Here is an 18,549-nt window from a genome sequence, read left to right as displayed (position 1 = left end):
ACTAGCCTCCGGGCTTTTCTTAAAAAATAAAAAACGAACACATGTTCTCGAAAAGAGGTTTTGTAAATGGCAATGATAAAACAATATCAAAAGAAAAATGGTGAAAAAGCATGGTACTTCAAAACATATCTTGGTACCGATCCGCTAACTGGAAAAAAGAAGTATACAACTAAGAGAGGATTTCGCACTCAAAAAGAGGCTAAAATTGCATTAGCAAGGTTAGAAATGGAAATTCAAAAAAATGGCATTCCCTCTTCCACTAATATAACATTCCAAGAAGTAGCATTTATGTGGCTAGAAAATTATAAAAATACCGTAAAAGAAAGTAGCTACTCTCGAACAGAAATAATCTTCAGAAAACACATACTACCTTCATTTGGAAAAATTGAAATATCAAAAATTTCAACTGCTTATTGTCAGAAAATCGTGAATACATGGCATTCAAAAGGTAGTTCAAAACAATATCACCTTTTTATAAATTATATGAATCAAGTCTTCAAATTCGCTATTAACATAGGGGTTACCAATCAAAACCCAGTGATTAATGTAATAGTTCCTAAAAATCAAGATATTATTACATCAGAAAAGAAAATTAAATTCTATACAAAAGATCAACTTCAAATATTTTTAAAAAGTATTGAACAAAGCGAAAGTACCTACATTACAATAAGAGATTATACATTATTCAGATTATTAGCTTTTAGTGGATGTAGGATAGGGGAGTTGTTAGCTCTTACTTGGGACGATTTAAACATTAAAACTGGTGAACTACAAATCAACAAAACAATTGCTAAATCTGACCATTATTATGTATCAAATACTCCAAAAACAAAAAAATCAAACAGAACACTAATATTAGATGCAAAAACAATAACTATCTTAAAAAAATGGAAATTAGAGCAAAAAAAATATCTTCTTAAACTTGGTTATACACAACCCTCACGTATTTTCACCAATGAAGAAAATGAATTTACAATAAATCAAGCTATTACAGATAGATACAATATTTATCGTAAAAAGGCTAACTTACCAAACATTGGGCTTCACGGATTTAGACACACGCATGCATCTTTATTATACTATGCTGGTGCAGATCATAAAGAAGTTCAGGAACGATTAGGACATGCAAACATAAAAACAACTTTAGATACTTATACACATCTAACAAATGATGGAAAAGAAAAAACTACCGAAAAACTATCAAAATACATCGGCTTTTAACTAGTATGGTCAAAAGTATGGTCAAATATTTTTCAAACCAACTAAAAAAGCCCAAACCTTTGATAAACAAAGGCTTGAGCTATTACACTAGTTAGCTACTGGATAAACTGATACTTGTTTTTTGTCGCGGCCTTTACGTTCGAAACGTACCACACCGTCAACTTTTGCAAATAACGTATCGTCGCCACCGATTCCAACGTTCACACCTGGATAAATTTTAGTTCCGCGTTGACGGTATAAAATTGAACCACCTGTAACTGTTTGGCCATCAGCACTTTTAGCGCCTAATCGTTTAGATTCAGAGTCACGGCCGTTTGATGTAGAACCGCCACCTTTTTTATGGGCAAATAATTGTAAATTCATAGTCAATAACATAGTCTGCACCTCCTATTTCTCAGTGATTGTTTTTATTTGAATAAATTCAGTATTTTCGTTCTCTATTGATTGTAAACCTAATAAAAGATTTTCTAATAGAATTTGGGCAATATTTTTTTGTTCCTGATTGACAGTTGTTAACATCTCGACATAAAGGTAGCCACCTTCTACATCGTCAACTTCGACAATCGGTTCAAAACCTGCTAAGGCATCAATCCCATTGACTGTGCTAATTGCTAAGGCAGAAACTGCCGCGCAAACCACATCGCTGCCATAAGGACCTGCTTCAGCATGCCCGGTTAATTCGAATGAAACGATTCGGCCGGAGCCTGTCCGTTTAAAAGAACCTTTAATCATTGATAGGCCTTCTTTCCTGTCAACAAGAGAGATTAAGCGTTGATTGCTTCGATCATAACTTTTGTATACGGTTGACGGTGACCTTGTTTACGGTGAGAGTGTTTTTTAGGTTTGTATTGGAAAGTCACGACTTTCTTTTGTTTGCCGTGTTTTTCAACAGTTCCTTCAACAGTTGCGCCTGCAACAGTTGGCGTACCAACTTTTGTAGATTCGCCACCTACTAAGATAACTTCGTCAAAAACAACTTTCTCGCCAGCCTCAACGTTTAATTTTTCAACGTAGATTGCTTGACCTACTTCAACTTTCACTTGTTTACCACCAGTTTTGATAATTGCGTACATGCTATACAGCACCTCCTTCTTCTAGACTTAGACTCGCCATCCCAAGTGATGATTACTCATGCTTAAAAACTTGTTCTGTGCGGTTGTAGCTGTGGAGACCACAATTACAACACTAACTATAATAACAGAACCAGAAAACCTCGTCAATATAAACTCTCTATTTTCTTCACTTTCTCTCTCCAAAAAAACTTCTTCTGTTATTTAAATTTCCGATTGACTTTCTAACACTACTTCCATTATAATTAGCTTTGTTGTGTTACAACTATTGTCATAGTAGCTCAGCAGGATAGAGCATCCGCCTTCTAAGCGGACGGTCGGGGGTTCGAATCCCTCCTGTGACGTAACAGACTGACAAAGACAGCGTTACCTTTAGAGGTGACGCTGTTTTTTTAGAGTTTATCCAATTCTTTTCGATATGTCCTCGTCCATTCACGTTCTTTTTCCTCTAATTGTTGTCTATAACGATTTCCTTCTTGACGTATCAAGTGATCACTTTGTTCCATTGCATGGTAAAATTGCTGTTTGTGCCATTGATCATTTTTCGTTAAATAATTGACTTTATCTACCAATTGTCCAGTTTCTCTTCTAAAGTTTACTAATTGATTACTCAGCACTTCTTGTTGGCGGTGAATTTTATTTTTTTCTTCATAATATTGTTCTTCTAAATATTGCCGTTTTCTTCGCTGTTCCTCCATTTGTCGGTCACTCTCCCTTGACAGGTGTTTTTAAATTTGGTCTCTGGCTTCCTTTTAAAAATTTTTCTGCTGATTCTGCACTTTTCCCCTGCAAAGCTCCGTTCAAGGCATTAGGTAGGGCACTATTTGTTTGTTGAAACATGGCTTCTGAAAGTTCTTTCAAACTTGCGGTTGTGTTTTGTTTGGTTGTAGCAATTCGTGTTTTTTTAGCAGTAATTACTGTCTGGATTGCTACTCGTTCACGAGCTTTTTGTTCTACTTCTAATTTTTCTTGAAATTCTCTTTCATCCATAGGAAAACCCTTTCATTTATTATTTTTGAAATAAACTACTTCTTGCTTGTTGATCGTATGCTTGAATATTTTTAGCAACAGTTGTTAATTTTCCGCTAAAATCAGTTAATTTTTGCTTGTATTGCTTGGCTTGGTTGCTAGTATTTGTTGCTTCAGCGCTATCCCAAAGACGACTTTTTTCGTAAGGAGCAATCATTGCTTGGACTTCTGCATAGGATAAATACTGTCGGATATTCATTGCACTTTCACGAATTTCCTTTGAAACTGTCTGGACTTCATCTTCTGCTTCTTGGAGGATATTTTTCACAAGTAGTTCGTATTCTTTTCCAGCTTGCTGCGCTTGTTTTGCAACTAGTTCTGCTAATTCACTACGTAATTCAATCTTTTGACTACCTGAAGCACTGGCTAAACTTTTCTGAATACGACTCACTTTCCCTTGCCATTGGCTGGCAATTTTTGCTTCGTGAATGATTTTTTCATATTCTTTGATGATTTTCTGGCGATTTTCTTCAGATAGCAGACTTAACAAAAATTGGAGACTGTTTTTAGCTAATGATTCACCTGAAGCATCCATGATTTTCCCTAAATATTTATCAATAAGTTTGGAAACTTTTACTCCTGCCGCAAAAATATAGCCATGTTCCTTTAGATTGGCTTCTTTGGGCGTACCATCAGGATTTAATTGATACTGACCAAAATCATGACTAGAACCGTATTTGTCCGTCAGATCAAAAGTAGTGGTGAACGTTTTCGGTAATAGATAATGCACCCGACCAATTTCATCTACCCCTTTTTTATTTCGATTCAACATGGAGACAATATCAAACGCATTCACATAATAATCAATTTTCCCTTGTTCTTCTAATTGTTGAATATTTTCCTGAGCTTGTTGAGACATTTTATTAATGCTTTCTCGCGCATCAGGCCCTTGAAACAATACTACTTTATCAATTTTAGCGAGATCTGCTTGGGGGAGATTGGCCACCGCTTGAATAGAAATCATGGTTCCTAAAGAATGACCTGTAATCGACATAGTCGCATTTGGGGCTTTAGCACTCATCTCCATTATCTTTTGATGCATGGCTTCATTGGCTAACTTTGCTTGAGGCAAATAGGCATTAAATAACGTAAAGGAACCATTATTATTGACCCAATCATTCAAATTATTCCCTGACCAACCTTTTTTCACGTCCATTGAAACGCCGTCACTACCGCGAGTGGCAAAATATGTATGTTGCGTTTTTGGACTCAAGGTCGGCGTATCTGTTACATAATAAGAATTATAGCCAGCTTTCTCATCTGTTAATAACCCTTTTTTATAAACCTTTTCCCTACCTACCCAGTTTTTTTCTTTGATTGTTTTTACAGTGTTGTCGGGTTGGAGGTAGACAGTACTGGCGTCATTTCCGTGGGCGTCTTTGGCGTTGGGGAAGGTGAATGGAACAGCCTCTTTATTTCGGTACTTATCTAATTGTTTATCATTCCATTTCTTTGCACTATACGGAAATTGTATGGATCTGCCATTATAAGTTGCCTGCGCTAAATCCGCGTATAAATTACTATATTTTTCTAAGTCTGCCATATTATCCTCCTTCTGTATAGTAATCGTAGTCAGCATTAATCGTATACAGTTCTTTTATTTTAGTAGGCTCATTCCAATTATTTGGTTTTATTGCAAGTCCAAATGAATTTATTTTATTGTTATTATTATCAATAATTTGTATTCGGATAGATAGAATATCTCCTGCTCCTTGCGGAAGACCATTTCCCACTGACTCTTGTTCTAACGATTCCCAACAAAACGCAACTTTAGCAATCTTTTCATTTTGCTGTTTTACATACTCCGTCATTTCTTCTTCATGCTCTTTTAAAAAAGCAATTTGTCTTTCTTTTTCTGTTGGTTCAGTCATCTTCTTCACTCCAATCGTTCCAATTATGGCTATTGCTATTATTGTTGCAATTAACACACCAAATTTTATTCGCATTTTATTTTTCACTTTTTCACCTCCTTAATATGTATGGGGAAGAGTTGCTATGTGATTTTTTCTATTTTGATTGTTTTTGATTGACTTTTTCTATGTTGATAATCCTTTTTTATAAACCGTTTCCCTACGTACCCAGTTTTTTTCTTTGATTGTTTTTACAGTGTTGTCGGGTTGGAGGTAGACAGTACTGGCGTCATTTCCGTGGGCGTCTTTGGCGTTGGGAAAATGGAATGGAATAGCTTTATCTTTTTCTAAAACTCTTTTTTGTTTTTTTGTCATACCATTTACAAAGTTGTATCTAACTCCCACACTATTTTTTCGATTATGATATGAACTTTGTGCTAAATCAGCATAAATATTATATGGACTGTCTAAACTATTCATTTTCTAATCCCTCCAATGCCTCGTCAAAATTATTGGTTGCTATTTCTTCCATTTCAGTAGGTCTTTGTATATTGTTTGGTAAAATTTGAATTGTTCCCCCGTCTATTTCATTGTTAGCTAGGTCATATAGCTCAATATCCACTATATACATGTTTCTAGTGAAAGCGCCACTATCTTCTATCCGAAATGATTTCCAATCATACTTGATAATATTTATATTACTTTTCGGATTTCTCCCTTTAATATACTCCGTCATTTCTTCTTCATGCTCCTTCAAAAAAGCAATTTGTTTTTCTTTTTCTGTTGGTTCATTCATCTTCTTCACTCCAATCGTTCCGATTATAACTATTGCTATTATTGTTGCGATTAATATACCAAATTTTATTCGCTTTTTATTTTTCACTTTTTCACCTCCTTATTATGTATGAGGAAGAGTTGCTATGTGATTTTTTCTATTTTGATTGTTTTTGATTGACTTTTCCTATGTTAATAACCCTTTTTTATAAACCGTTTCCCTACGTACCCAGTTTTTTTCTTTGATTGTTTTTACAGTGTTGTCAGGTTGGAGATAGACAGTACTGGCGTCATTTCCATGGGCGTCTTTGGCGTTGGGGAAATGGAATGTAGCATGCTTTTTGGTTTCTATTTCTTTTTTCTTTTCAGGTGTTAATCGGTCATGAGGAAAAGAGTATTTTTGAGGTCTTCCATTATAAGCTCCTTGAGCTAAATCGGCATAGATATTAAAATATTCCTTTAAATTAGCCATTGTTGTCACTACTTACTTAAATATTTAGTATCTTTCAAAATTTAATATTTTTGTCGGCTTCTTTAATGAGTCAACATCAATTAACAGTTCAAAGATTTCTGTATCATTATACAAACCAGTAATATCAATCGTATAAACTTCATAAGGAATTCCACCTGCATCTCGTTGATACGTACTGTAGTTTTCATAGTCAAAACTCACTTTTTTTACTTCAGGTTGTCCTTTTTTATTTTCTGAAGTAATATAGAATTTCTGAGATTTAATGTACTCCGTCATTTCTTCTTCATGCTCTTTCAAAAAAGCAATTTGTCTTTCTTTTTCTGTTGGTTCGTTCATTTTTTTCACTCCAATCATTCCAATTATGGCTACTGATATTACTGCGATTAAGATACCAAATTTTATTTGCTTTCTATTTTTCACTTTTTCACCTCCTTATTATGTATAGAAAAGAGTTTCTATATGCTTTTTCCGATTTGAATTGTTTTTACAGTATTATCAGGTTGGAGATAGACCGTGCTAGCATCATTTCCATAGGCGTCTTTGGCGTTGGGGAAATGGAATGTAGCATGTTCATTTATCTTAAGATCTTCTTTTTGAACTTGTGTCAATTTAGCAAACATCAACCCTTCTTTTCGACCGATGTATGCTCCTTGATCTAAATCAGCATAAATATTAGTATACTTTTCTAAATTTGCCGTTAAATTTCATCTCCTTAACTATGCAATATTTTTTATCTCAGTCGGATTTTTTACATTATCTGGAAGCACATATATTTCAAACCCATCTAATTTTTTACCAGTACCATCAAAAATAGATACTTCAACAGCTATAGTTTTTGGGCTAAAAGCCATACTTTGAACTTCAATCACTGATTGCCAATTATACGTAACTTCTTTAACATCATATTTTTTTAAAAGTACATGTTCACTGTCATACTTTACATACTCCGTCATCTCTTCTTCATGCTTTTTCAAAAAAGCAATTTGTCTTTCTTTTTCTGTTGGTTCGTTCATTTTTTTCACTCCAATCGTGCCGATTATGGCTACTACTAGTATTGTTGCGATTAATATACCAAATTTTATCCGCTTTTTGTTTTTCATTCATTTAGTCTCCCTTTGTATCTACATACAAGAATTAATCTTTCGCTTTCTCCTTTTATTCCATTGTTTTATCGAGATTTTTACAGCCAGTTTTTCTTTGTTTACAGTTTATCAAAAATCAATCTGGCATTTTCTCAATTTTTTTAACGTTAGATTAATTATTAGAGAATATTGCTGTATTTCTATGACACACTGACTTTCTATCTCCAATTTTTTACTGCCTTGTTGATCACTACAGGATCATTGGTATTTTACTTCTATTGTAAAATAAAAAAAGAGCGTGGGACAAAAATCACTTTGGATTTTTGCTCCACGCTCAAAAACTAATAAACGGCGGGAACAGAAGCAACTCCTTCGGAAATAAGCCGAAATTCTCCAAAAATTAAAGAACAATTTCCGGAAATTCCTTCTTATTTCTCGGAGTTAAACACTTCTGTCCCGACCTCTCCTTACTACATTTCTTTTTCTAAAATTTCTGTTCGCTCTTCAAAATTTAGTTCTTGGTTAATTTGATGTACCATCCACATGTAACCAAATGGATCAACAAATAACGAATTTTGAATAGCTCCTTCCATCATTTCTGTAACTGGTTGCATCTCAATGCACTTATTTGCTAAGGCTTTTTTATGAGTTTGCACAATATCTGCTACCGTAATATTGAACCAAATTGTATTGGGATGTTCTGAATCTGGTGCATTTAAACCAAATTCTTCATTAGCATCTAACATATGGAACCGAGTATCATATAAGTTAAACACTACTTCATTCCTTCCAACAGGATACTTTGTCGCTTCAACTACATGGACCTCAAAGATTTCTTTATATAAAGCTAATGCCTTTAAACTATCACTAACAATAAAATCAATTTCTGTGCCTGTAATCATTGATTGTTCCTCCTTAAAATTTTTTGCAGCAGAAAACTACTTTTTATTTCTGTTTTCCGCAAACCCTTCAGAATTTCTTAATACTGGCTATTTTCCACTTCATTATTCTTTTTTAGAAGTTCTTCGATTCATTTGTTTCAACACTTATTTTTCTGGCACTGGATATTTCACCGCATTTTTCTTCAACTTTTCTTCGATAATTTCGTCCAAATCAAACCCTAAATTATCAGCCATCATGTAGGAGTAAATGAGAACATCAGCCAATTCTTCTTTGATTCGTTCTTCTTGTTTGATGCCTTCTTCTGCTGTTTTCCATTGAAAAAGTTCTAACAATTCTGCTGCTTCTAAACAAATTGAGAGCGCCAAATCTTTTTCATTATGGTGGGGGCGCCAATTTCTTTCATCACGAAATTGATTAATTTTTGCCATTGTATCCATCTGTTCCCCTGCTTTCTTATTCATTTGATGGCAACTGAAACCCATCGAACGTTTCACCATCATAGTATTTTAATAACTGTTCTGTAGACAATAACGAGGAAGTTATTTCTTCCTCTTCAACAACTGCTTGATTCTCTTCTCTATACAACAAATAAGCCTGTAAAAGCTGTTGGTAGAGTTTTTTTCGTGAAGAGGCTTCCGCTGAAAGAAACGTTAATTCTTTTAAGTGTCCGCGATAGACAGGCAAATCATCAACGAATTCGATTGGTAATTCTACTACAGTTAACTGAAATTCTTCAAAGACTTCTTCGTACATCTGCCATTCCCTCTTTCTGTCGATATTGTTTTGGGGTCATGCCCATTTCTTCTTTAAAACGTTTATAAAAAAAGGCTTTGTCTTGATAGCCGATTCGTTCAACAATCGTTTGAATCGATAAATCTGTTTGCTTCAAGTAGTTTTTCGCCAATTGGATTCGGTAGGCTAAGACAATTTCCGTAAACGTTTTGTTTGTTTTGTCTTTTAAAAAATTCGATAAGTAATTCGGATGAAAATGAAATTTAGCGGCGACTTCTGCTAAAGTGACATGCGCAATCTGTTGCTCAATATACGCTAAAATCACCTCAACACGTTGATGATTCGACAAATAATTATCTTGCATCTTTAAAGATTCTCTAGGCAGTTGACCTAGTTCCACCACCAGCAAAACAAAGGCCGCTTTGGTCACTTTATTATTAAAATAGGCCATTTTCACAATTTGTTTCAGTAATAATAGCGAATAGACGTGAACATCCGAATTTGGTTGGCTGGCAAAAACGAAATATCGAGGAATGTTTTCAAATTCACTGCTAGCAATTTCTGTAAAAAAACGATACATGACTGGTTCTTCCGCCAGCTGATTTAAGAGCGTATCAAGAAAATAGTGCTTTTTAAAATAAAATATAATCATAGACATTCCTTGCCCCTGATAGCTAACCGAGGTGGCCTCATTGACAATCATGACTTGGCCAGCCGAAAACGAACACCTTTGTTGATCCAAATAAGCATTGCCATCTTGCTCTAAACAATAGAGCATCCGAATAAATCCTTTCGGAACGTCAATGGTTTCCGAAGATGCCAACATAAAGCCCGCAATTTCTCGATGCGGATTTTCCTTAAATTGCGCTACTTCATTCTCAAGAGCATTGGTAGTGGTTAAATAACAATCTAAGGTCTCTAAAAACTGATAAAATGCTGCATATTGCTCTTCTTTGCTTGCCAATTAATCACCTCATAATCCAACACTTTTTACTTTACTCCCTCTATTTTTTTCTTTGGCGTTTCCTTCTATACTAGATACATGGTAACACGAAAAAAGAGATTCAACAGTTTTTAGGAGGAATTTTTTATGAAAATTAGTTTTATCGGTGCTGGAAATATGGCATCCGCTATTGCCAAAGGTGCGCTAAAAAAGCAATTTATTGCCGCAGAAAACCTTTATTTTTATGATATTCAAGTCGAAAAAACCGCCGCTTTTGCACAAGAAATTGGTGCACACGCGGTTGCTTCACCACAAGAAGCCATTGCAGTAGCTGACTTAGTTATTTTAGCGGTGAAACCGCAATTCGTTCAAGCAGCTTTACTTGAAGCAAAAGAAGCAATTTTAGACAAGCAACCGTTAATTGTTTCCATTGCAGCAGGTACGACTATTGCAGAATTGTATCAACTGTTTGAGACTACCCAACCGCTCCGTCTCGTTCGTGTGATGCCCAATATGAATGCATTGATTGGCGCAGGTGCAGCAGCTGTTTGTGGCAACGCTTTTGCATCCCCTGAAGACATCCAGACTGTTTTATCGTTGTTTCGAGCAGTTGGCCAAGCCTGGGAATTAGAGGAACAGTATTTTTCGATTTTTACTGCTATTGCAGGTAGCACTCATGCGTATGCTTTCTTATTTATTGATTCGATTGCCCGAGCAGCCGTTAAAAATGGTATGAACAAAGAGTTGGCCTTAGAAATTGCCACACAAGCTGTACTAGGCAGCGCTCAAACTTTGGCAAATAGCACAGAGAATCCTTGGACTTTAATCGACCAAGTCAGTTCTCCTGGTGGAACCACGGTTGCTGGGATTGTCGAATTAGAAAACAATGCGTTTATTTCAACAGTCATCAAAGGGATTGAGGCCACCATCCTTCGGGATCAAGAATTAGCCAAACAAGACTGATAAGAATAATTACATGAGCGAATAAATAAGAAAAAGCGCTGAAAATTCAGCGCTTTTTCTTATTTTAGTTGAATGAGTAAGCCAAAATGATCACTGACTATCGGTGTTTTCCTACCATCAAAAATTACTTCATATTTTCGTACGTGCCACTGTTTTGGAACAAATGCGTAGTCAATCCGCAAGGCTGCTTCATTTTCTTCCCAGCCATCTATTTTTTTCTCTACTGTCGCTTCACCGCTTGTCTCTTCCGCTACAACAAATGCATCTTGAATCGGCAAGTAACTATTTTCCACTAATTGATAGCCAGTTGTACCAGCTGGGTTGTTTAAATCGCCTAAAATGACTAACGGTTGTTGCCCCATCGCTAAGTATTTCTCTAATTGTAGCCATTCATAGGCAAAACCTGTACAGGGTGTTTCCCACCAAGAAAAGTGACCAGAGACAACAGTAAGCGTACCTTTTGAACTCTCTGTCTCCGCTACTAAGATTTTTCTTGTTCGATAATTCGTTGGTTCTTGGCTTTCTGAAATAAGGAGAGCTTCACTAGTCAACGGACATTTCGAAAGTAGTGCGTTCCCTTCTTCATAAATAGCGTAACCAATGTGGCTCATTTCCCAACTCCAATAATAGTGTTGGCCTTTTTCAGCTAGATATTGAACGATTAGATATGCAAAATTATCTTCATGGACCGGTGTTTGGGTCGCTACGGGACAAAAAGTAGTTAACTGTTCTAACGGCACTTTCTTGGAAGCGACTTTCTGATTCACTTCTTGTAAGGCAATTATTTCACTTTCAGAAGATAAAATCACCTTGGCAATCTCCTCTAATTTTTTTAACGGTTCTTCTTCTAACCAGCTATGAGTATTGATTGTTAAAAGATTCATCTTTTCACCTTCTCTTACATGTGATTAGGTCTGTGAGTGGGACAAAAATCACTTTGGATTTTTGCTTCACGCGCAAAACCTGATAAACGGCGGGAACAGAACCAACTCCTTCGGAAATAAGCCGAAATTATCCAAAAATTAAAAAGCAATTTCCGGAAATTCCTTCTTATTTCTCTGAGTTAAACGGTTCTGTCCCGACCTCATACCTAATCATTTAAATTTCAATCTGTCCGATCACAGTTCCCGCAGTGGTGGTTCCTAGTTGATTAATAACTATTTGTTCCACTTTGTCGCTGTTTGTAAAAGCGACAATAATCGTTGTTTCTTTGCCAGCTTGTTCAATCACATCCAAGTTCATTTTAGCTAGTTTCGTCCCAGCTTTCAATGATTGTCCTTCTTTAACAAACGATTCAAAAGCAGGTGTTGCCATTTCAACTGTATCAATTCCCATATGGACAAGTACTTCAATACCTTCTTCTGTTTGTAGCCCAATCGCATGTTTGCTTGGGAAAACACTTAGTACTTTCCCCGAAATTGGTGCCACCACTTCTCCTTCTAGAGGCTTAACCGCAAATCCATCCCCCATCATTTTTTGTGAAAAGACAGGATCATTGACTTGCGCCATTGGAATAACTTCCCCTGTCGCCACAGCCACGAAATCTTTTTTCTTGCCTAAGAAATTCGTTGTTGGCACTCCTGTTGTACTTTCTGCTATAACTGGTTCTGGAATGTCAACGCCGGAAGCTAGTAAATCTTCAATATCGGATTTTAAAACATCGGCTTTTGGTCCATAAACGGCTTGAACGCCATTATCTTTCACAATCAAGCCCATTGCGCCTGCCCGTTTCCACGCCTCTTCCGAACCGACTTTTTCTCGATCCTTTACACTGACACGTAAGCGTGTCATACACGCATCAACTTCTTTGATATTTTGTTTACCACCAAGTAAGTAGACAATTTGCGCGATTTGCTGATCGACGACACCTGAACCAGCCGCGCCAGATGCGATTTCTTCGCCGTTATCATTGTCATAGTTTCCATTTCTTCCAGGTGTTGCGTAATTAAATTTTTTAATTAAGAAATTGGCTAAGAAATAAGTGACAACACCAAAAATGATGACCATTAAAACAAAATTGATTAAATCGCCACCTAAACCAGCTTTTATTGCTAGCGGTGTTCTTGTTAACAATTCAATATTTCCAAACGAATGCACACGCAATGGTAAAATATCAGCATTGCAAAAGCAGCACCTTGGATCACGGCATAAATCACATAAAGCGGCACTGCAGCAAACATAAACATGAATTCTAGCGGCTCTGTCACACCAGTTAAGAAAACAGCTAAAGCAGCAGAAAAATACATTGATTTATATTTAGCTTTTTTATCTGCATCGACATTACGATACATCGCCAAAGCCATCCCCATTAAAATCCCTGAAGAACCAATCATTTGGCCTACTTTGAATCGAGCTGGTGTCCAATTTTCTAAGACAAACTGATACTTGCTCATATCACCAGCACCTTTAAGATTCACTAAGTCTGTTGCCCAAGCCAACCATAAAGGATCTTGACCAAAGACTTGGGTTCCAGCTTGTGCGCCAGATAAAATTTCATACGTTCCACCTAATTGTGTATAGTTGATTGGAATCGTCAACATATGATGTAACCCAAAAGGTAATAACAAACGTTCCAACGTTCCATATAAGAATGGCGCTAAAATAGGTGCACTATCTTGAGATTGCGCAATCCATAACCCAAAATTATTAATTCCCGCTTGAATATTTGGCCAAATAAGTGCTAATGCAATTGAGACAATTGTTGACCACAAAATAACGACAAATGGGACAAACCGTTTACCATTAAAAAATGATAGCGCATCTGGTAATTTCCGATAATTGTAATACTTGTTGTAAGCCATCGCACCGACAAAACCAGCAATAATCCCTACAAAAACACCCATATTTAATGCCGGAGCTTCTAAGACACTTGTAAAGAATCCCTTCACCATAATCTTGGTGCCAAATAAGGTATGCGTGAAAGCTTGTTCATCTGCCAACATTTCATTTGTTACACCAAAAATGGCTCCAGTAATACGGTTGATTAAAACAAAAGAAATCCCCGCTGCAAATGCTCCACCTGCACGATCTTTGGCCCAACTGCCACCTATTGCTAACGCAAATAGTAAATGTAAGTTGCCAATAATTGCCCAACCGATACTCTCCAGAACTCCGCCTGTTGTTACTAACAAACCTAAATTAGGATCGATTAAGGGAAGCGATTTCCCAATACTAATCATTAAACCCGCTGCGGGCATTACTGCCACAACGACCATTAAAGCTTTCCCGAATTTTTGCCAAAACTCAAAACTAAACATTTTTTTCATTCCTGCCACTCCTTACGCAATCGGTTTCGTTATGTTGCCATTATATACTCCTGTTTCCTTTTTGTAAATGCTTTAATTTCAAAAATATTGTGGAAAACAATTCCCTACTACTTAATCCTTTTTTATTTTGTCTTTTAATAAAGCAAATAAAGCTCCTTCTAACCTACCTTTGTTTCAGCTTTTATTCATAAGATTACACTTTTTAAGCATTGACTATTGACTAATGCAATCGGTTGCGTTTATGATAGACCTATCAATAAAATCACTGAGGGGGATTCTCATGAAACAAATCAAACGTTTATTCCAAATTGATCCTTGGAAAATCCGTACTACACACTTAGATAAAGAAAATTTACGTTTACAAGAATCATTAACGAGCATTGGCAATGGCTATATGGGGATGCGGGGAAATTTTGAAGAACACTATTCTGGCGACCACCATCAAGGAACCTATTTAGCAGGTGTTTGGTATCCAGACAAAACACGTGTTGGTTGGTGGAAAAATGGTTATCCTGAATATTTTGGTAAAGTGATTAACGCAATTAATTTCATCGCAATGGATTTACAAATTGATGGACAAACAATTGATTTAGCCACTACACCTTACGAAGATTTTTCTTTAGAATTAGACATGCAAAATGGGGTCCTTTCTCGGCAATTCACCATCCAAACACCGAAGAACAAAGTGCGCTTCTCTTTTGAACGTTTTTTAAGCTTAGAAAAAAAAGAAGCAGCTTACATCCACTTAACAATTGAAATGCTGGAAGGTACAGGCACAATCACTCTTCACTCAAAATTGGATGGCGATGTTCAAAATGAAGACAGCAATTATGAAGAACATTTTTGGGAAGAAAGAGCTATTGAAACACAAGAAACACTTGGCTTTGTTACGACTAAGACCATTCCTAACAACTTTGAAATAGAGCGTTTTACAGTGACTGCAGGCATGCGCCATTTCATCGATGGAGCCTCTGTTGTGCCTACATATACACAACAGCCCTTGGCCTTAACCGCAGAATTGACGGTGTCTTTAAACGAAGGCGAAACGACCTCTATCACAAAAGAAGTGCTTGTCGTTACCAGTCGTGATGTGCCAGAAACGCAACAAATCACACGAGTAAACGAATTATTTGCAGAAATGACTACCTTGTACCCTGAAGCAAAAGCTGGGCAAGCTGCCGCTTGGGCAAAACGTTGGCAATTAGCTGATGTTGTTATTGAAGGAGATGACGAAGCCCAACAAGGCATCCGTTTTAATCTTTTCCAACTTTTCTCAACCTACTATGGCGAAGACGATCGTTTAAATATCGGACCAAAAGGCTTTACTGGCGAAAAATATGGCGGTGCCACATATTGGGATACTGAAGCATATGCTGTCCCACTTTACTTGGCGTTGGCTAAGCCCGAAGTTACTAAAAATCTACTGAAATATCGCCACAATCAATTGCCTCAAGCCATTCATAATGCCCAACAACAAGGGTTAAAGGGTGCGCTTTACCCAATGGTTACTTTTACTGGTGTCGAATGTCATAACGAATGGGAAATCACTTTTGAAGAGATTCACAGAAATGGTGCGATTGCTTATGCGATTTATAATTATGTCAACTATACAGGAGACGAAGATTATCTAAAAGATGCTGGTCTAGAAGTGCTTGTGGCAATCGCTCGTTTTTGGGCAGATCGGGTCCACTTCTCCCAACGCCATAAACAATATATGATTCATGGCGTAACGGGGCCAAATGAATATGAAAATAATATCAACAATAACTGGTATACCAATACCATCGCTGCGTGGGTTCTACGTTACACCCGTGAGTCTTATTTAAAATTCCAAGAAGAAACAACGCTCAAAATTGCAGACGACGAATTAGCTAAATGGGCAGACATTGTAGAAAATATGTACTTCCCAGTGGATAATGAATTAGGCATTTTTGTACAACATGACACTTTCTTAGATAAAGATTTAATGCCTGTTTCTGATTTACCACTTAGTGAGCTGCCTTTAAATCAACATTGGTCATGGGATAAAATTTTGCGGTCTTGTTTCATTAAACAAGCCGATGTTCTTCAAGGAATTTATTTCTTTAATGACGCCTTTTCTTTAGAAGAAAAACGCCGGAACTTTAACTTTTACGAACCAATGACTGTCCATGAATCTTCCCTTTCACCAAGCATTCATGCTGTATTAGCTGCTGAATTAGGTATGGAAGAAAAAGCAGTGGAAATGTATCAACGAACAGCGCGCCTTGACTTAGATAATTACAATAATGATACAGAAGATGGCTTACACATTACCTCAATGACTGGTAGTTGGCTAGCGATTGTTCAAGGTTTTGCCCAAATGAAAACGGACCATCAACAACTAAAATTTGCACCCTTTTTACCAGCGACATGGACAGCCTACTCGTTCCACATTAATTACCGGAATCGTTTACTATTTGTTGAAGTTGCAGCAGACCAAGTGGCCTTCACTTTACTCGACGGCCCTGCAATTCCATTAACTGTTTACGATCAAAAATACACATTAAAAGATCGATTAGTTTTACCGATCAGAAAGGAAGAAGTTCATGTTTAAAGGCGTTTTGTTTGATTTAGATGGCGTTATTACTGATACAGTAGAATTTCATTACCACGCTTGGAAAAAATTAGGGAACGAAATTGGAATTTCCATTGACCGTGTTTTCAATGAACAATTGAAAGGTGTAAGCCGTGAAGATTCTCTGCAGTTACTGTTAAAATACGGAAAAAAAGAAGGCACGTTTTCTTCTGAAGAATTTGCCCAGTTAGCGCAACGGAAAAACGATTATTACTTGGAAATGATCCAAGCAATTACGCCTGAAGATGTCTATCCAGGAATTCTTTCTTTATTAACGGAATTACGTGCGGCCAATATTAAAATCGCCTTGGCTTCTGCAAGTAAAAATGGGCCTTTCCTTTTAGAAAAAATGCAATTGACGCCCCTTTTTGATGCCATTGCTAATCCAGCAGACGTTCAGGCAGGCAAACCCGCTCCAGATATTTTCATTTTAGCTGCGAAAGAAATTGATTTGACACCAGCAGAATGTCTTGGCATTGAAGATGCCAAAGCTGGGATTCAAGCGATTCTTGCTAGTGGAGCGCAGCCTGTTGGCGTTGGCCGCAAAGAAGAGTTAGGCGAAGGGTTGCCCATCGTGCCAGAGACGAGCGCTTTAACGTTTGATTACTTAAAAAAAGTGTGGCTTGATCATGAAGGATAATCGTATCACCGTAACCGATATTCCAAACACAAACTTAAAAAAAATTACTTTGAAGAACGACTTTTTAGAAGTCGTTCTTCTCAATTATGGCGCGCGCCTCCATCAACTTTTGATGCCAAACAAAAATAATCATTGGGAAAATATCCTTTTATCGTATGATTCGTATCAAGATGTATTAAAGGATCAAAGCTTTTTTGGCGCCACTGTTGGACCAGTTGCTGGACGCATACGTAATGGCCATTGGCAAAATGGAATATTAGAACAAAACAGCGACGGTCATCATATCCATGGTGGCTCAAAGGGGTGGTCTTTTCAATATTGGACAGTCGAGCCCTTTGAAAAAAAGGATATCATTGGCGTTTCCTTTCATTTAACCGACACCATTTCTGGCTATCCTGGACCAATTGAGGCCACCATCACCTACCAGCTAGAGGATAATCATTTACGAATGATCAGTACTGGACGGAGTAAACAGGAAACACTTTTTAATCCTACAAACCACGCCTACTTTAATTTATCTGGCGACGGAAAGTTAGACATTCTGTCACATTTGCTATCTTTGAACTGTCAAGGTATGTTAGAATTAGACGATAATAAGCTGCCTACTGGACGGATTTTACCAGCTTCTGAACTATCCATACGTTTTAATGAACTGACACCTATCGAAACAATCCTCCAACGCTATCCAACTGGGTTAGATGATGTTTTCCCCTTAGTTGGCTCTGACTTAAGACAGCCACAATTATGCTTACAAGAACCTACTTCTGGAAGAAAAATGACGATAGCAACAACGAACCAAAGTATGGTATTATTTTCTACGACTGGTTTTGAGGCTCCTTTTTCTATTAATGGACAAGCGATGCATTCAAACTATGGCTTAGCAATTGAACCTCAAGAGTATCCAGACATTGTTCATCATCCTCAATGGGGCTCTATTTTATTACCAGCTAATAAAAAGCAAACCTACCAAACGGTTTATCAATTTAACCTTCTATAATCACTAAGAAA

Annotated in this window: 25 protein-coding genes, 1 tRNA gene and 1 other annotated feature; of the genes, 6 read left to right on the top strand and 20 right to left on the bottom strand. The window is 36.9% G+C overall.

Annotation, left to right across the window (positions count from 1 at the left end; translation table 11 throughout):
- Positions 1 to 66 precede the first annotated feature (66 nt).
- The gene (locus tag IGJ04_RS12415; protein ID WP_438840257.1) at positions 67 to 1,221 is read left to right on the top strand and encodes a tyrosine-type recombinase/integrase; all 1,155 of its coding nucleotides are present in this window, start codon (positions 67 to 69) and stop codon (positions 1,219 to 1,221) included.
- Positions 1,222 to 1,308: 87 nt separating this feature from the next.
- Here IGJ04_RS12415 and rpmA read toward each other — a convergent pair whose 3' ends face one another.
- The 3 genes from rpmA to rplU are packed head-to-tail and all read right to left on the bottom strand — an operon-like array spanning position 1,309 to position 2,294.
- Positions 1,309 to 1,596, bottom strand: a complete 288-nt coding sequence (gene rpmA, locus IGJ04_RS12410; RefSeq protein WP_002355868.1) for a 50S ribosomal protein L27 — start codon at positions 1,594 to 1,596, stop codon at positions 1,309 to 1,311.
- A 12-nt stretch (positions 1,597 to 1,608) separates the two neighbouring features.
- Positions 1,609 to 1,953 carry a ribosomal-processing cysteine protease Prp gene (locus IGJ04_RS12405; RefSeq protein ID WP_002355867.1) on the bottom strand — a complete coding sequence of 115 codons (345 nt, stop codon included), beginning with the start codon at positions 1,951 to 1,953 and terminating at the stop codon, positions 1,609 to 1,611.
- Positions 1,954 to 1,985: 32 nt separating this feature from the next.
- Positions 1,986 to 2,294, bottom strand: coding sequence for a 50S ribosomal protein L21 (rplU, locus tag IGJ04_RS12400; RefSeq protein WP_049095730.1), 309 nt, complete (start codon positions 2,292 to 2,294; stop codon positions 1,986 to 1,988).
- A 19-nt stretch (positions 2,295 to 2,313) separates the two neighbouring features.
- Positions 2,314 to 2,389, bottom strand: a sequence feature (ribosomal protein L21 leader region).
- A gap of 172 nt (positions 2,390 to 2,561) precedes the next feature.
- Between rplU and IGJ04_RS12395 the strand changes: the two genes are divergently transcribed.
- A tRNA-Arg gene (locus tag IGJ04_RS12395) sits at positions 2,562 to 2,635 on the top strand.
- A gap of 48 nt (positions 2,636 to 2,683) precedes the next feature.
- Here the strand turns inward: IGJ04_RS12395 and IGJ04_RS12390 are convergent.
- The 14 genes from IGJ04_RS12390 to IGJ04_RS12325 all read right to left on the bottom strand — a co-directional run bounded on the left by IGJ04_RS12390 (position 2,684) and on the right by IGJ04_RS12325 (position 10,097).
- Positions 2,684 to 2,989: a hypothetical protein gene (locus IGJ04_RS12390; protein ID WP_002409071.1), complete on the bottom strand. Its 306-nt coding sequence runs from the start codon at positions 2,987 to 2,989 to the stop codon at positions 2,684 to 2,686.
- A 7-nt stretch (positions 2,990 to 2,996) separates the two neighbouring features.
- Positions 2,997 to 3,281 carry a hypothetical protein gene (locus IGJ04_RS12385; RefSeq protein WP_010824481.1) on the bottom strand — a complete coding sequence of 95 codons (285 nt, stop codon included), beginning with the start codon at positions 3,279 to 3,281 and terminating at the stop codon, positions 2,997 to 2,999.
- Between the two features lie 19 nt (positions 3,282 to 3,300).
- Positions 3,301 to 4,863, bottom strand: a complete 1,563-nt coding sequence (locus tag IGJ04_RS12380; RefSeq protein ID WP_002413588.1) for a cutinase family protein — start codon at positions 4,861 to 4,863, stop codon at positions 3,301 to 3,303.
- A 1-nt stretch (position 4,864) separates the two neighbouring features.
- A complete protein-coding gene (locus IGJ04_RS12375; RefSeq protein WP_002413587.1) occupies positions 4,865 to 5,278 on the bottom strand; it encodes a hypothetical protein in 414 nt (137 codons plus the stop codon).
- Between the two features lie 78 nt (positions 5,279 to 5,356).
- Positions 5,357 to 5,650 (bottom strand): hypothetical protein, encoded by a 294-nt coding sequence (locus IGJ04_RS12370; RefSeq protein ID WP_002413585.1) that lies wholly within the window; start codon positions 5,648 to 5,650, stop codon positions 5,357 to 5,359.
- Positions 5,643 to 6,053 carry a hypothetical protein gene (locus tag IGJ04_RS12365; RefSeq protein WP_002361395.1) on the bottom strand — a complete coding sequence of 137 codons (411 nt, stop codon included), beginning with the start codon at positions 6,051 to 6,053 and terminating at the stop codon, positions 5,643 to 5,645. The genes IGJ04_RS12370 and IGJ04_RS12365 overlap by 8 nt, the downstream gene beginning before the upstream one ends.
- Positions 6,054 to 6,131: 78 nt before the next feature.
- Positions 6,132 to 6,416, bottom strand: coding sequence for a hypothetical protein (locus IGJ04_RS12360; protein ID WP_002413583.1), 285 nt, complete (start codon positions 6,414 to 6,416; stop codon positions 6,132 to 6,134).
- A gap of 24 nt (positions 6,417 to 6,440) precedes the next feature.
- Positions 6,441 to 6,836 carry a hypothetical protein gene (locus IGJ04_RS12355; RefSeq protein WP_002414265.1) on the bottom strand — a complete coding sequence of 132 codons (396 nt, stop codon included), beginning with the start codon at positions 6,834 to 6,836 and terminating at the stop codon, positions 6,441 to 6,443.
- Positions 6,837 to 6,871: 35 nt separating this feature from the next.
- The gene (locus tag IGJ04_RS12350) at positions 6,872 to 7,087 is read right to left on the bottom strand and encodes a hypothetical protein (RefSeq protein WP_029679792.1); all 216 of its coding nucleotides are present in this window, start codon (positions 7,085 to 7,087) and stop codon (positions 6,872 to 6,874) included.
- Between the two features lie 45 nt (positions 7,088 to 7,132).
- Positions 7,133 to 7,516 carry a hypothetical protein gene (locus IGJ04_RS12345; RefSeq protein WP_002373582.1) on the bottom strand — a complete coding sequence of 128 codons (384 nt, stop codon included), beginning with the start codon at positions 7,514 to 7,516 and terminating at the stop codon, positions 7,133 to 7,135.
- A 452-nt stretch (positions 7,517 to 7,968) separates the two neighbouring features.
- Positions 7,969 to 8,400: a VOC family protein gene (locus tag IGJ04_RS12340; protein WP_002373575.1), complete on the bottom strand. Its 432-nt coding sequence runs from the start codon at positions 8,398 to 8,400 to the stop codon at positions 7,969 to 7,971.
- 144 nt (positions 8,401 to 8,544) lie between these two features.
- On the bottom strand, positions 8,545 to 8,862 hold the full coding sequence (locus IGJ04_RS12335; protein ID WP_002403727.1) for a nucleotide pyrophosphohydrolase: 318 nt from the start codon (positions 8,860 to 8,862) through the stop codon (positions 8,545 to 8,547).
- Positions 8,855 to 9,154 carry a hypothetical protein gene (locus tag IGJ04_RS12330; RefSeq protein WP_002358867.1) on the bottom strand — a complete coding sequence of 100 codons (300 nt, stop codon included), beginning with the start codon at positions 9,152 to 9,154 and terminating at the stop codon, positions 8,855 to 8,857. The genes IGJ04_RS12335 and IGJ04_RS12330 overlap by 8 nt, the downstream gene beginning before the upstream one ends.
- Complete coding sequence (locus tag IGJ04_RS12325) at positions 9,135 to 10,097, bottom strand: helix-turn-helix domain-containing protein (RefSeq protein ID WP_438840256.1); 963 nt, start codon at positions 10,095 to 10,097, stop codon at positions 9,135 to 9,137. The genes IGJ04_RS12330 and IGJ04_RS12325 overlap by 20 nt, the downstream gene beginning before the upstream one ends.
- Positions 10,098 to 10,223: 126 nt before the next feature.
- Here IGJ04_RS12325 and proC point away from each other — a divergent pair, with 126 nt between their 5' ends.
- Positions 10,224 to 11,039 carry a pyrroline-5-carboxylate reductase gene (gene proC / locus IGJ04_RS12320; RefSeq protein ID WP_438840255.1) on the top strand — a complete coding sequence of 272 codons (816 nt, stop codon included), beginning with the start codon at positions 10,224 to 10,226 and terminating at the stop codon, positions 11,037 to 11,039.
- A 59-nt stretch (positions 11,040 to 11,098) separates the two neighbouring features.
- On the opposite strand, the gene mapP is transcribed toward proC, so the two are convergent.
- The 3 genes from mapP to IGJ04_RS12305 all read right to left on the bottom strand — a co-directional run bounded on the left by mapP (position 11,099) and on the right by IGJ04_RS12305 (position 14,305).
- Positions 11,099 to 11,923: a maltose 6'-phosphate phosphatase gene (gene mapP / locus IGJ04_RS12315; RefSeq protein ID WP_002355847.1), complete on the bottom strand. Its 825-nt coding sequence runs from the start codon at positions 11,921 to 11,923 to the stop codon at positions 11,099 to 11,101.
- Positions 11,924 to 12,137: 214 nt separating this feature from the next.
- A complete protein-coding gene (locus IGJ04_RS12310; protein ID WP_438840357.1) occupies positions 12,138 to 13,046 on the bottom strand; it encodes a glucose PTS transporter subunit IIA in 909 nt (302 codons plus the stop codon).
- Positions 13,047 to 13,105: 59 nt separating this feature from the next.
- On the bottom strand, positions 13,106 to 14,305 hold the full coding sequence (locus tag IGJ04_RS12305) for a PTS transporter subunit IIBC (RefSeq protein ID WP_438840254.1): 1,200 nt from the start codon (positions 14,303 to 14,305) through the stop codon (positions 13,106 to 13,108).
- 280 nt (positions 14,306 to 14,585) lie between these two features.
- Here IGJ04_RS12305 and IGJ04_RS12300 point away from each other — a divergent pair, with 280 nt between their 5' ends.
- The 3 genes from IGJ04_RS12300 to IGJ04_RS12290 are packed head-to-tail and all read left to right on the top strand — an operon-like array spanning position 14,586 to position 18,538.
- Positions 14,586 to 16,880 carry a glycoside hydrolase family 65 protein gene (locus IGJ04_RS12300; RefSeq protein ID WP_438840253.1) on the top strand — a complete coding sequence of 765 codons (2,295 nt, stop codon included), beginning with the start codon at positions 14,586 to 14,588 and terminating at the stop codon, positions 16,878 to 16,880.
- Positions 16,873 to 17,541, top strand: a complete 669-nt coding sequence (pgmB, locus tag IGJ04_RS12295) for a beta-phosphoglucomutase (protein ID WP_438840252.1) — start codon at positions 16,873 to 16,875, stop codon at positions 17,539 to 17,541. The genes IGJ04_RS12300 and pgmB overlap by 8 nt, the downstream gene beginning before the upstream one ends.
- A complete protein-coding gene (locus IGJ04_RS12290) occupies positions 17,531 to 18,538 on the top strand; it encodes an aldose epimerase family protein (protein ID WP_002376138.1) in 1,008 nt (335 codons plus the stop codon). The genes pgmB and IGJ04_RS12290 overlap by 11 nt, the downstream gene beginning before the upstream one ends.
- Positions 18,539 to 18,549 lie beyond the last annotated feature (11 nt).

The sequence above is a fragment of the Enterococcus sp. AZ050 genome (genome assembly GCF_051715085.1).
Classification (GTDB): domain Bacteria; phylum Bacillota; class Bacilli; order Lactobacillales; family Enterococcaceae; genus Enterococcus; species Enterococcus faecalis.
Note: the sequence above shows the minus strand (reverse complement) of the source record. Positions and strands in the feature narration are given on the sequence as shown.